The organism is Thiothrix nivea DSM 5205 (assembly GCF_000260135.1).
GTDB lineage: Bacteria > Pseudomonadota > Gammaproteobacteria > Thiotrichales > Thiotrichaceae > Thiothrix > Thiothrix nivea.
The window spans coordinates 1026333-1039034 of record NZ_JH651384.1; the positions used below are offsets into that span (position 1 = coordinate 1026333).

Genomic DNA, 12702 nt, shown 5'->3' on the forward strand with positions numbered 1-12702 from the left:
CGCCATGCTATGCCGGAATATTTTCAGTAAGGTTAAAGCTATGTTGCAGTTTGATTAAACCGCTTATTCCAGCGCATCAATGATTTGTTGCATGACAGTTGCCTCCGGCAGCGGCATGACCTGATTGACGGTTTCGGGGATACCACCCACATTCAGCACATCCGGGCTGTTGCTAACGCCCAGCAAGCCGCTGCGGAAGCCGTGTTCCTTCCACGCCAGCGCCTGCAAGTCCTGATCCTGCAAGGCCATTTCCAGCCGCTTGCAGTTGCCGGTCAGGGAAATCAGCGGGTGGCTGGCGAATACCGTCGGCGTCGGGTAGAGGATGTCGATCTTGTCGCGGATGACATCACGGTATTCCTGGTGCTCGATCACAAATTCCACCAACTGGTTTTCATAGCCCATGATGATCGGGCGGGCGCCCATCCCCTGCTTGAGGAAATTCTCGAAAATATCGCCGGAACTGTGTTCCATGTAACCCATGGCGCGGAAATACGCCTGTACCGCTGGCAGCACTTTGGGCAAATCCGCCGCTGATGCCACATTGCCATTATTGAGCGTGTTCGCCAGCAAGCCTGCCCACATGTTGCCGGAGTTGGAATTGCGCGGATCGGTGGAGAAGATTTTCAGCGCACCGTAAACATCCAACCCCAAATCCTCTTTCCAGCGCTTTTGCCGCTGCACCAGTTCCACCAGCTTGGCGGTATCGACAGAAATAACGCCATTTTCACGTTTGGCAGCACCGGCTTTGATGAAAGCCTCAGTCACTGGCCGCCACGCATAGAACACCATCGGCGAGTTGAAAATATTGGTATCGGCCAGCACTGGCTTGCCCGCCTGCCGCGCCAGCTCCACCGCGATCTGGTTGGATGGCCACAGGCAATCCTTGCCCTCGGTCGGCAACTGGGTCGCCATCTCGATGCTGCCCGCCTTGGCGGCGTTGAGGCGCACCTTGTATTTTTCCAACGTCTTCTGCGTTTGCGGGTTGGCGAGGAAACGGGATTTTTCACCGCCGTAGTAAATGTTCACGTCCACCCAGTCCTGCTTGACGGTTTGCGTGCGTTGCAGGCTGCCCCAATCCATTTGTGTGGCGATAATGACGCCAGCGGCAACCGCCAGCAGTATCAGGATTCCCAGTATTTTTTTCATCGGATCGTTTCCTTGGCGGCAGGGATGGCGAGTTTCATCACGTCACCGAGCACGGAGGTTTCCAGCTCCAGTTTCTCAAAATCGTTTTCCAGGCAGGCGTTGTGGATGGTCTGCACATTCGGCAAATAGCCACGGATAACGCCGCCCACCTGTTGCAGGCGTTGCTGGGCGGAATCGGTGACGGTGCGGTTGCTGAGGGCGACATAATCCTTCACCAGTTCCAGTATTTTCGGCAGGTAGTGGTTGGTGAAATTGCGGCTGTGTTTGAGGTCGCGGGCGTCTTCACGGTAATTGTTGCCGATTTCCTCCACCAGTTGCGCCATGCGTTCCAGCGCCACGGCGGTGTCGGCGTCGATGCGGTTGGCCTTGCTGGCGGCGTGTAGATCCTTGGCTGCCTGCAAGCACTGGCGCACGGCGGCGTTGATGTCTTCCTGGGTGAGGTTGGCGTAAACGTAGACTTCGCTATCTTCCGGCGCACGTTCAATCAGCAGCAGGCTGGCGGCGTAGACCGCGAAACCGGCCAGCAGCGCCGCCCACCACACCAGGCTGAAACCGAGGTAAACCGCCGAGAACACCCCGGCAGCCAACACGCCAGCCAGGATTTGCCGCCACAGTTCCTTCAGTTTCAGCATCAGTTGTAACCCTTGGCTTCGCGCAGCACGCCCGGCAAATCATCCTTGACCTTGAAGAAGCGCCCGACGGATTGCGAAGTTAATGCTTCCAGTTGGCGTTCATCCGCATCGCCGAAAGCAATTGCGTGGATCGGCACGTCACCCGCAAACGGTAGCGCCCGCAGCGCATCCTGGAACGCAAACAGGTTGGTGTCGTCAGAACGCCCGTCCGTCATGGCGACAATCGCGGGCAGGTAATTCCACAAAGTGCCTTCCGCGTCATAGTAACGGAGTTGTTGCAGGGCTGTTACCAAACCCTCATACAAATCCGTGCCGCCGGATGCCTGTAGGGATTGCACATGATTGAGTACCGTGGCGAGTTGCGCCGGGTCATTGCCTTCCACTTTCCACACCGCCTGTACGCTACCGTTAAACGGAATGATGAAAGTCACGTCCTTCGCCCCCGGTTGGAGCAGGTGCTCGCTGGCCTGCACCGGATCCAGCAAGGTAGTCATGGCCTGCTTGAGGTCGTGGATACCCTGGCCGGACATGCTACCGGAAACATCCAGCACCCACACCGTCAGGCTGGGCTTGCGCAGGTCGGTCTGGTAGATATTGAAGGCTTCCTGGATCACCGCCTGCTGCGGGGTCGGAATCGAGGCAATGGTCTTGTCGGTGTTGATGCCCCAATCCGGGTTCCAGATGGTTTTATCCGGATTGGCAACCGTCATGCCCAGCAGACCGGTGCGGCGACCCATGCCTTCGATCTGCTGTTGCACCTTGTCGGACAACAGGTATTGTTGCAGCTTGAGGAACAGCTCTTCCTTGACCTTGTCACCCTTGTCAACGAAGCCCAGCGGGCTATCCGCCACCGACAGGCCGTCCTGCGGGTAGATGGCGTAAAGCGGTTCCTGCCCCTGCTTTGTCAGTGCATGATTGGCTTCGATGATCAACGCTTCGTAGTTGAACATGGCGTCGAAACGGTCGGGGTGTTCCACCAGCGCTTCCTTCAGCCAGCCGGAACTGCCGGAAGAACGGTTGGTGGTGGACAGCAGGCGCTTGACCTTTTCCCGCACCGCCGGGTCTTGCAGGTGCTGCATGGTCAGGGTGTCGGGGTAGCCTGCCATGGCATACAGGAAACCGAGGTAAGCGCTCGCCCCCGAATTCGACTGGGTGGCGGAAGTCATGGCCAGCCGGAAACGCTGCTGCTCGGCGGCGTCGAGGATGTCCTGAATGCGCACCTCGCGCTGGTCCCAACCGAGTTGCTGCGCAATGGATTTTTTCAGGCCAAGAACAACCGGGGAACGCATGATGGATTGCTCGTGTTTGACGACTTTCTGCGTGTCACCCAACTCAATCCACAAATGGTTGGCGGGCCAAACCGCATCGCAGGGCATGGCAGCGCCCTGTTGCAGGCTACGGTAAATGTCGACGCTGCCCTTGTAGACCACGGCGACCTTTTTGCCCACGCCATCCGCCCAGGCATCGATGATAGCTTGCAACTCCTTGTTTTCTGAACCAGAAACAATCACCAGATCGGCGCTGGCAGGGTCAATGCTGACTTGCTGGGTGCGTTTGCCATCCAAGAAAAAACCCTTGATCAGGAAAAAGGCGATAACCGCGAAAATAATCCATTTGAATTTTTGCATGAGAGACTCCACTCACTCCGGCGTTGCTTGTTTTTATGGTTAACATACTAGCCCGGGGAATATGACATTTACGTGACAAACTGCTGTCTGAACGGTTTTTGCCGATACCCGCTGCCTGTTTTCCGTATTCAGGCAAGGTTTCTTTCATTATGATACCGGCTCCCTACTTGCTGAACCCGGTTCACAATTTATGTCTTACCTTTATCTTGCCCTGGCCATTATTGCCGAGGTTATCGCCACCAGTTCCCTGCGGGCGACGGAGGAATTCACCAAGCCACTGCCGACCTTTGTCATGGTGGTGGGGTATGGGCTGGCGTTTTATTTCATGACCATGGCGCTACGCACCATCCCGTTGGGCATCACTTATGCGGTGTGGTCGGGGCTGGGTATCGTCCTGATCAGCATTATCGGCATCATTTTCTATAATGAGCGGCTGGATCTGGCCGCTACCATCGGTATGGGCCTGATTGTCCTCGGCGTGCTGGTGATCCACCTGTTCTCGAAAGTGGTCAGACATTAGCCCTACCCCACCATTTAACAGTATCGTCATCCTTTATTCATCGCTCTGTCACCTCCTGGTTAGAAGATTGCGTTCTGACATGAACAACTCATGTGAGCGCCCAATTTACTAGCATTCAGGAGTATCCAGATTATGAAATTTGTGTCGTTGTTGAAGATGACGGCTATTGCCAGCTGCCTGTCCGCTGCTGTGCTGACTTCAACCGCATTCGCCGAAGAAGTTAAACTGAACGGCTCCGGTGCCAGTTTCCCTGCCCCTATCTATGCCAAGTGGTTCAAGGACTTCAGTGCTGCGAACGCTGACATCCGTGTTGACTACCAGTCCAAGGGTAGCGGCGCTGGCATCCAGGATTTCATCAACAAGACCGTTGACTTCGCCGCCAGTGACGCCGCGATGAATGACGAAGAACTGGGCAAGGCTGGCAACAAAGCCATCCTGCTGCCGATGACTGCCGGTGAAGTGGTACTGGCCTACAACCTGGAAGGCGTTGATGGCCTGAAACTGCCTCGCGATGTTTACCCTGAAATCTTCGCGGGCAAAATCACCCAGTGGAATGACCCTAAAATTGCCGCCGCCAACCCGGATGCAAAACTGCCTGACGAAGCCATCACGGTCGTGACCCGCGCCGACTCCAGCGGCACCAGCTTCGTGTTCACCAGCCACCTGGCTGCCATCAGCGAAGATTTCAAGTCTAGCGTTGGCGAAGGCAACAAATCCCCTAACTGGCCTGCGACTGACAAATTCGTCAAAGCGCCTAAAAATGACGGCATCGCTGCCACCATCAAACAAACCCCAGGCGCCATCGGCTACATCGAATACGGTTTCGCCAAGCTGAGCGGCTGGAAAAGCATCGCCATGCTACAAAACAAGGATGGCCAGTTCGTAGCGGCTGATGCCAAATCCGGCGCGGCAGCACTGGCTGGTACTGACTTCCCTAGCGGCAACCTGCCTAACAGCGATGTGCCTGACCTGCGTGCATGGGCAACTGACCCTGCCGGTGCAGATGCTTACCCCATCGCCAGCTACACCTGGATGATCTTCTACCCGGAACAAGACGCCGCCAAAGCCGACGCCCTGCGTAAAGTGGTTGAATACGGCCTGACCACCGGCCAGGAAAGTGCTGACTCCCTGGGCTACATCCCAATGCCGGAAAGCGTTGTGAAGAAGGTTCGTGAAGTCTCCCAAATGATCAAGTAATACCCTCCGTTATCTGATCATTGACCCAGGAAGCCGGGGGACTCTCCACGCCCGGCTTTCCCTCCACCCCCAAAGTACGTTTTCAGGTGTCACCCGATGGCTTCCAACCCATTCCAGCAAGCTACCTCCTCCGGCAGCGTTACCAAACCACCTTCAGGTGGCGACTACACCAGCGATAGCCTGTTCCGTGGCCTGGCTTACGGTTCCGCTTTCCTGATCATCATCCTGATGGGCTACATCCTGTGGGAAATCGGCAGTCAGGCATTACCTGCCATGCAGCGTTATGGCCTCGGTTTCATTAGCGGCATGGACTGGAACCCCGGCAAGGAAGAATTCGGTATCCTGCCGGAAATCTGGGGGACGCTATACAGCTCCCTGCTCGCCCTGTTGCTGGGCGGCCTGTTTGGCGTTTTCATCGCCATTTTCCTCACCCAGGATTTCATTGAAGCGCGTCTGGCGGCGGTGTTCCGCACCATCGTCGAGTTACTGGCCGCCATCCCTTCGGTTGTGTATGGCTTGTGGGGGATTTATGTGCTGATCCCTGCCCTGCGCCCGATCGCTGGCTTCCTGCATGAACATCTGGGTTTCATCCCGCTGTTCGGCACCAGCCTGAGCGGGCCGGGCATGGCGCCTGCCGCGCTGGTGCTGGCGATCATGATCCTGCCAACCGTGGCGGCGATTTCGGTGGACGCTTTCCGCCGCATTCCCTACAAGGTGAAGGAAGCCGCATTTGGCATGGGCACTACCCGTTGGGAAGCGATCCTGAAAGTGATGCTGCCGACCGCCTCTTCCGGCATCCTGGCCGCGTTGGTGCTGGGCTTTGGCCGCGCGCTGGGCGAAACCATGGCGCTGGCGATGCTGATCGGCAACGTCGACCAGATCAGCCTGTCGATTTTCTCCCCCGGCAACACGCTGGCTTCACTGCTGGCTTCCAATTTCCCGGAAGCCGGGACGCTGGAAGTGCAGAGCCTGATGTACGCCGCGCTGGCGCTGCTGGTGATTACCCTGCTGGTCAACGTGGCGGGTCTTGCCATCCAGCAATACACTGTCCGCAAGTTTGAGGGCAAGAAATGAGCAATATGAATATAAACCTGTCCTCAGCCACGCTGGGGAAAGACTACAACCTGAGCCGCCAGCCGCTGGAATACCGCGCCATGAAAAGCGGTTTCCTGACCGGCCTCACCTGGCTGATGGCGTTCCTGGCCAGCGTGCCGTTGTTTTCCGTCATCTATATGCTGGTGATGAAAGGCGGCACGCGCATCAACTGGGAAACCCTGACTGCACTGCCGCCCGCCGGTTTTGAAATGGGCGGCGGTTTCGGCAACGCCATCATCGGCACGCTGGTCATGGTGGGCATCGCCAGCGCCATTAGCGTGCCGTTTGGCACACTGGCTGCGGTCTACCTCGGCGTACTGGATCCGCAAAGCCGCACCGCGACTGCTTCACGCTTCCTGGCCAAAACCCTGACCGGTTTCCCCTCCATCCTCGCCGGTGTTTTTGTGTATTCCATCCTGGTCATCAATTTTGGTTACTCGGCGCTGGCGGGCGGGGTCGCCCTTGCGGTGTTGATGTTGCCGACCGTAGTGCTGGCCGCAGAAGAAGCCATGCGCCAAGTACCGCAACGCATGAAGGACGCAGCCTACGGCATGGGCTGCACGCGCAGTCAGGTGATCTGGAAAGTGGTGTTGCCAACCGGCCTGTCCGGCATCCTCACCGGCGTATTGCTGGCGGTGGCGGGCGCGGCGGGCGAGTCCGCGCCGCTGCTGTTTACCGCGCTGTTCAGCAACTACTACATTTCCGAGGTCATGGAGCCAACAGCCTCATTGTCGATCCTGATCTACAACTTCTCGGCCATGCCGTTTGAAAACCAGCTTGAGCTTGCTTGGACGGCATCCCTGGTGCTGGTGCTCATCGTCCTCGTATTCAACGTCCTGGCCCGCCTGTTTGGCCGACCCAAATATTAACTTTTCAGGAGTCACCCCATGACTGCTCCCATTGAACCAAGCATTTCCAGCGCCGCCCGCTTCACGGCCAACGGCCCGGTCGTCATCAACTGCGACATCGACAAAATTTACTACGGTGATTTTCTCGCCGTGCGCAAAAGCATCGTGCCCATCGAGAAGAACAAGATCACCGGCTTTATCGGCCCTTCCGGCTGCGGCAAGAGCACCGTGCTGCGTAGCCTCAACCGCATGAACGACCTGATCCCGGTATTCCGCCTGGAAGGTGAAGTGACCTACCACGGCCAGAACATCTACGCGCGTAACGTCGACCCGGTAGTGGTGCGCCGCTACATCGGCATGGTGTTCCAGCAACCCAACCCGTTTTCCATGAGCATCTATGACAACGTGGCCTTCGGTCTGCGCCTGAACCGCTTCAAGGGCAACATGGATGAGCGCGTGCAAAAAGCGCTGGAAGGCGCGGCGCTGTGGAAGGAAGTCAAGGACAAGCTCAAGAACAGCGGCCTGTCCCTGTCCGGCGGCCAACAACAGCGCCTGTGCATTGCCCGCGCCATCGCCACCGAGCCGGATGTATTGCTGATGGACGAACCCTGTTCCGCCCTCGACCCGATCGCCACCCGTCAGGTCGAAGAACTCATGCTGGAACTGAAGGAACATTACACGCTGGCGCTGGTCACGCATAATATGCAACAGGCCATGCGCGTTGCCGACAACACCTCCTTCTTCGGCGTCGACATCTCGCAGGGTGGCCGCACCGGCTATCTGGTGGAAATGGGTGAAACCCGGCAGATTTTTGAAGACCCGCAGGCGCAACTGACCAAGGAATACGTTGCCGGTCACTTCAGTTAAGCCTGCTGCCTGCCGGTAGCATCAATAATCAACAAAAAGAAGGGAGGTACAGGATGCACTGGGGTATCTTTACGCAAGACGAACGCCAAACCACCCGCTACCGGCTGGATTTGGCGGCGATAGAGGCATCATTACGGGAAGTCCAGGCGGACTTTGAGCGCATCAATATCAGCCTGGACTCACCCCGCGACGCCTTTTCGGATGAAGTCGTCAGTAATATGCTGGCCGGTTACCGTTGCGTCGATGAAGCCCTGCACCTGGGCATCGACCTATTCATGCTGGGCAATTCCGCCCGCATCCTCGAACTCAACAACCTGATCCTGTGTGGTGACGGCCCGGTCAAGCGCCAGCAGCTTGCCTCCCACCTCAAGGCGAGCGAGAAACGTTTCTATCAGCAACCTGACGGCATCGGCGACCTGATGGAATGGCTGGAACGGCACAAGCATGAGCCGGTATGGGAACGCGCCGCCGGGATTTACATCCACATCCTCAGCACGCCACAGTTGTTCATCGAAGGCAATCACCGCACCGCCATGCTGATCGTCAGCTACGTGCTGGCGCGGGAAGGGCAACCACCATTTGTGCTCAGCAAGAAAAATATCCGCGCTTATTTTGACCCATCCAAACACGTTTTCTACCGCAACCGCCACAGTCTGGCGATGATCTGGCAATGGCCACGCCTGCAACATGAAATTGCGGAACTATTGCGCAAGCATGCAAGTCCGGAGTTCCTGTTGGCTGACGACGTTTGACAGCGTGAAGAGGGCGTATGCAATATGCCCCTACAGGGGAAATTTTAGTGGATAGCCTGCCCGTTGCGCTTGGTCTCGCCACGGTTGGAGTCCAGCATGGCGTGGAAACGTTCCGGGTCATTCTTCAGCATGATGACATATTCCTCGACCAACCCTTGCCAGCCGAATCCGCCGTGTTCCTTCATGTGCAGGAGCGCGACCATCAACAATTTGGAGGCGGCGCGGATTTCACGTTTCTCACCTTCGTGGTAGGAAACGACGAGTTCGCGGTACAGGGCTTCAACCTTTTCCAGTGGTGTCATGGATAATTCCGGGAAAGTGAATAAAACATAACGTGAAACTTCACGTCACACCGAGATAGCAGATACATTACAAATACAGCGGAGCCATCCGCCGCCAATAATAACCCTTGTGCGCCCGCTCATCCCACTCATGCAGGTGATGGCGGATACCTTTGCTGTGCAGGATATGGCTTAGATGATGATTGTTACCCAGAAATGGGTCTTCCCTGCCGATCACCAGCACAATATCCAAGAGGTTGGGCTGGAAGCCCGCCGGTGAAAATACTTTCCTGTTTACTGAATGGCTATAACCCCGCGAAGAAGGTTTCCAATTCCGCCAGCAGTTCCCGTTCCTGCTCCGCCTGGCGCGGGTAATTGAAATGCCCCGCCTCCAGCACGAACAGCGACTTCGACTCCGGCAAGGCATTGTAGATGGCGAACTGCCCCGGTGGAGCGACCGTCGGGTCGAACAACGCGGCGGCCACATGCAGCGGCTGGCGGATGAAACCGGCGGCGCTGGCGGCGTCGTAATATTGCAGGGTATCCATGACATTGCCGTGCTGCTGCTGATAGCGCTGCACCGCCGCGCCGCTGCCAACCGTCGGCAGTTGCAAACGCAGCGGATGATTGCCGAAAGTCGGCACATTCAGGTGCGCCCGCTGGATGCGCGCATCCCATGGCAACGCCAATGCGCCTATCCCCCCACCAAAACTGATGCCGGAATAGCCAATATGCCCGCGCACCGCCGGAAACAATAACTGCAAGGCCGACACTGCCAACCACAAGTCTTCCACACACCCACCGATGATGTACTGCTCTGATTTGTCGATGTCGTGTAGCACATGGTAAGAAGGGTTGCTGGAAACCGATGCCTGCTGGCTGCGTGACAGCCCGCGAAAACAGGGAAACAACAAAGCCGCCCCTGACGGGCACAGGCGGTAATCCGGTTCATCGCAGCCGCCATAGCCGTGCCCGAATACCAACCCGCAAGTCACCGGCTGGCTTTGCGGAACTAGCACCCAACCTCCAATGATAGAATGATCGGTGGAAAAATAGCTCAGGTCATAGACTTCAAAACCGTTATGCGCCGTCCCTGTATGTTTGATGCTGGGGCGTGGATGCACCAGCAATGTGCGTTCATAACGGCTTTGCCAGAATGCGGCAAAATCAGCGGGCATGGCTGGCGCATCCACCGCAAGCAAATCCGCCAGCGAATAGCCATAACCAGGGTCAAATGCAAACGAATGAGCAAAACGGGACGGCATCCGGTTTCCTTTCAAAACTACGGAGACCTGTGTTTATAACCTATTTCCGCTCACACGCGCACGACAGAGTTTTCACCGTCGATACCGTTAACGGCATAACCGTCGGCCTCCCACTCATTTTCCCATTGCTCACCGTCATACAGATAGCGGAACTGGTATTCCGGGGTAGCGGTTTCCAGCTCCAATACAGCGGTAAACTCACCGCTTTTAAGGGGGGTCATAGGTATTGCCTCGGCATCCCAGGCATTGAAATCGCCAGCCAGATAAATGGCTTGTGCCGACCGGGCTGCTTCCTTGCTAATGCGGAATGTCACTTTGCAAACAGGGCGGGTTTTCAGGTATTGCTTTTTGAGGCTCATGGTCATTTCCTGATGTTACAACTTTGCGGGGATTTTCTCAGGGAAATGTTAAGCAGGTTTTATGCCATAACCCACGCAACAACTGCCAGAATATAGCACCATATCAGTGAATTTCCAGACGGAGGGGTGGGCGACTTATTTACTGATCCGTCAGCCAATAAAACCGGTAGGGTGGGATCACCAGCTCATCCTTGAACATTGCAGGGCGTTCCCCCGAATACAAATCACGTACCGAACCCTGACGGAAATAGGCTTTGCGGCCAATATCCTCCAGATTCAGGTGTTGGGGGGCACTGTCGAAGTTGGCGACGACCAGCACCCGGCTGGTGGGTTGCAGGTGTTCAAAGCGTGAAAATACGAACAGGTGCGGGTTGCCCACATCCAGCAGTTCGCGGTTGTTGAAATCGGCGAACGCCGTCACTTCCTTGCGTACTGAAATCATTTTTTTCAAGGCATTGAACAGGCGGAACTCAACGGTTCCTGGCGTGTTGCGCTGTTCAGCATTGTCCCAATTGATACGCGGGCGGTGCGCCCAGCGGCTGTCGTTGGCTTTGGCCGGATCTTCCAGATAAGTGTTGTCGTTGAGTGTGCCAATTTCATCGCCGTAGTACAGCAAGGGGATACCGCCAAATGCCAGAGTCATGCCATGCAACAGCAGGATGATCTTGATGGCAACGTCGATACGTTCCGGGTCTTGGGCTTGCAGGGCGCTTTCCAGCCCTACCAGTGATGCCAACGAACCGGAAATGCGCGTGTCACCGGTCTTGTCATTATGGCCGAAGGGTAAGCCGCGTGCGGGCGAGTTGTCATAACGCCCGGTGAAATAGTCGATCAGGAACTGGCGGTGGGCGTAAGGCTCGTAACCCACTGCGCGGATGTCGTTATCATCAAACCCAAGGCCGATGTCATCGTGGCAACGCACGTAATTCAGCCAGGTGGCGCGTTCCAGCTTGTCGGGCAGGCTTTTGATACCCTGGGTCAAGAGTTTGGCGTTCTTGGTAGCGACCGCATCCCATAGCAGCGCCATGAAGGTGGCGTTGTAGGCAATTTCACATTCCTTGGCATTGATCGCGTCTTCGCCGAAGTATTTGATGATTTCGACCGGGGCAACAATCGCTTCCGCAATGAACAGCACGCCGGGGGCGGTTACCTGGCAGCAATCTTTCAGCAATTGCAGGATCAGGTGCGCCTCGCGCTCGTTCTGGCAAATGCTGCCGATCTTTTTCCACAGGAACGCTACCGCATCCAGCCGCAGGATGTCCGCCCCCTGGTTCGCCCAGTAGAGGATGATGTCGAGGATTTCGATGAACACCGCCGGGTTGCTGTAATTCAGATCCCATTGGTAACTGTTGAACACCGTCATCACCCACTTGCCCATCTCCTCATCCCAAGTGAAATTGCCGGGTGAGGTTTCAGGGAAGATTTCCGGCATGGTGACTTCAAACATGTCCGGCACTTCGCGGTTGTCGAAGATGTAGTAGTAATCCTGGAATTTGGCATCGCCTGCACGCGCCTGTTGCGCCCATTCGTGTTCGTTGGACGTATGGTTCAACACCACGTCCAGCGTCAGCAGGATGCCGCGTTTACGCAATTCGCCCGCCAGCGTTTCCACATCGTCCAGCGTGCCAAAACGCTCATCAATTTGGCGGAAATTACTGATTGCGTAGCCGCCGTCACTCGCGCCCTTGGGGCATTGCAGCATCGGCATCAGGTGTACCATGTTGACGCCGAGTTCCTGGAAATAATGCACCTTTTCGGTCAGATGGGGCAGGTTTTTGGCGAAACCGTCGGCATACAACGCCATGCCCACCCATTCCTGGCTTAAAAACCAGTTGTGGTCTTTCTCGCGCTCCAGGTCGGATTCACGCAGGTAATCGGCGCGCAGTAGGTATTGCCGCGCCATGGTTTCCACCAGGCACTGGATGTGTTCGCGGAAATCCTCGCGCTTGCCGTAGAGGATATTAAACAGCGAATGGATGGAGTAGAAGTTTGCCCCCAACCGCGTATAAAAATGACGCAGCCCTTCGCCCTTGATGGTCGGGTCAAGCTCAATCAGGATGTCGTTGAGAAGGGAGTGGGAAACCTGTTCGTACATGCGTGTTCCTTTGTTTT

At 56.4% G+C, this 12702-nt stretch carries 14 protein-coding genes; 6 read left to right on the forward strand and 8 right to left on the reverse strand.

From position 1 onward, the window contains the following. Positions 1 to 63 precede the first annotated feature (63 nt). From THINI_RS05345 to THINI_RS05355, 3 genes are read right to left on the reverse strand one after another with little or no spacing between them, the layout of a single operon-like run. Complete coding sequence (locus tag THINI_RS05345; protein WP_002707632.1) at positions 64 to 1146, reverse strand: substrate-binding domain-containing protein; 1083 nt, start codon at positions 1144 to 1146, stop codon at positions 64 to 66. Further along, positions 1143 to 1778, reverse strand: coding sequence for a 5-bromo-4-chloroindolyl phosphate hydrolysis family protein (locus THINI_RS05350; RefSeq protein ID WP_002707633.1), 636 nt, complete (start codon positions 1776 to 1778; stop codon positions 1143 to 1145). The genes THINI_RS05345 and THINI_RS05350 overlap by 4 nt, the downstream gene beginning before the upstream one ends. Next, on the reverse strand, positions 1778 to 3406 hold the full coding sequence (locus THINI_RS05355; protein WP_002707634.1) for a substrate-binding domain-containing protein: 1629 nt from the start codon (positions 3404 to 3406) through the stop codon (positions 1778 to 1780). The genes THINI_RS05350 and THINI_RS05355 overlap by 1 nt, the downstream gene beginning before the upstream one ends. A 190-nt stretch (positions 3407 to 3596) precedes the next feature. Here THINI_RS05355 and THINI_RS05360 point away from each other — a divergent pair, with 190 nt between their 5' ends. From THINI_RS05360 to THINI_RS05385, 6 genes are all read left to right on the forward strand, one after another. Further along, positions 3597 to 3926: a DMT family transporter gene (locus THINI_RS05360; protein WP_002707635.1), complete on the forward strand. Its 330-nt coding sequence runs from the start codon at positions 3597 to 3599 to the stop codon at positions 3924 to 3926. 132 nt (positions 3927 to 4058) lie between these two features. Further along, positions 4059 to 5123, forward strand: a complete 1065-nt coding sequence (pstS, locus tag THINI_RS05365; RefSeq protein WP_002707636.1) for a phosphate ABC transporter substrate-binding protein PstS — start codon at positions 4059 to 4061, stop codon at positions 5121 to 5123. A 96-nt stretch (positions 5124 to 5219) separates the two neighbouring features. Beyond that, complete coding sequence (gene pstC, locus THINI_RS05370; protein ID WP_002707637.1) at positions 5220 to 6197, forward strand: phosphate ABC transporter permease subunit PstC; 978 nt, start codon at positions 5220 to 5222, stop codon at positions 6195 to 6197. Positions 6198 to 6202: 5 nt separating this feature from the next. Beyond that, positions 6203 to 7087: a phosphate ABC transporter permease PstA gene (gene pstA, locus THINI_RS05375; RefSeq protein ID WP_211206961.1), complete on the forward strand. Its 885-nt coding sequence runs from the start codon at positions 6203 to 6205 to the stop codon at positions 7085 to 7087. An 18-nt stretch (positions 7088 to 7105) separates the two neighbouring features. Further along, on the forward strand, positions 7106 to 7933 hold the full coding sequence (pstB, locus tag THINI_RS05380; protein WP_002707639.1) for a phosphate ABC transporter ATP-binding protein PstB: 828 nt from the start codon (positions 7106 to 7108) through the stop codon (positions 7931 to 7933). A gap of 53 nt (positions 7934 to 7986) precedes the next feature. Further along, the gene (locus THINI_RS05385; protein ID WP_002707640.1) at positions 7987 to 8685 is read left to right on the forward strand and encodes a Fic family protein; all 699 of its coding nucleotides are present in this window, start codon (positions 7987 to 7989) and stop codon (positions 8683 to 8685) included. 44 nt (positions 8686 to 8729) lie between these two features. Here THINI_RS05385 and THINI_RS05390 read toward each other — a convergent pair whose 3' ends face one another. The 5 genes from THINI_RS05390 to THINI_RS05405 all read right to left on the reverse strand — a co-directional run bounded on the left by THINI_RS05390 (position 8730) and on the right by THINI_RS05405 (position 12685). Continuing rightward, the gene (locus THINI_RS05390; RefSeq protein WP_002707641.1) at positions 8730 to 8987 is read right to left on the reverse strand and encodes a hypothetical protein; all 258 of its coding nucleotides are present in this window, start codon (positions 8985 to 8987) and stop codon (positions 8730 to 8732) included. Positions 8988 to 9054: 67 nt separating this feature from the next. After that, on the reverse strand, positions 9055 to 9219 hold the full coding sequence (locus THINI_RS24110; RefSeq protein WP_211206962.1) for a hypothetical protein: 165 nt from the start codon (positions 9217 to 9219) through the stop codon (positions 9055 to 9057). A 52-nt stretch (positions 9220 to 9271) separates the two neighbouring features. Then, on the reverse strand, positions 9272 to 10231 hold the full coding sequence (locus THINI_RS05395) for an acetylxylan esterase (protein WP_002707642.1): 960 nt from the start codon (positions 10229 to 10231) through the stop codon (positions 9272 to 9274). A gap of 50 nt (positions 10232 to 10281) precedes the next feature. Then, positions 10282 to 10590, reverse strand: coding sequence for an isoamylase early set domain-containing protein (locus THINI_RS05400; RefSeq protein WP_002707643.1), 309 nt, complete (start codon positions 10588 to 10590; stop codon positions 10282 to 10284). A 139-nt stretch (positions 10591 to 10729) separates the two neighbouring features. Beyond that, the gene (locus THINI_RS05405; RefSeq protein ID WP_002707644.1) at positions 10730 to 12685 is read right to left on the reverse strand and encodes an alpha-amylase family glycosyl hydrolase; all 1956 of its coding nucleotides are present in this window, start codon (positions 12683 to 12685) and stop codon (positions 10730 to 10732) included. Positions 12686 to 12702: the final 17 nt, after the last annotated feature.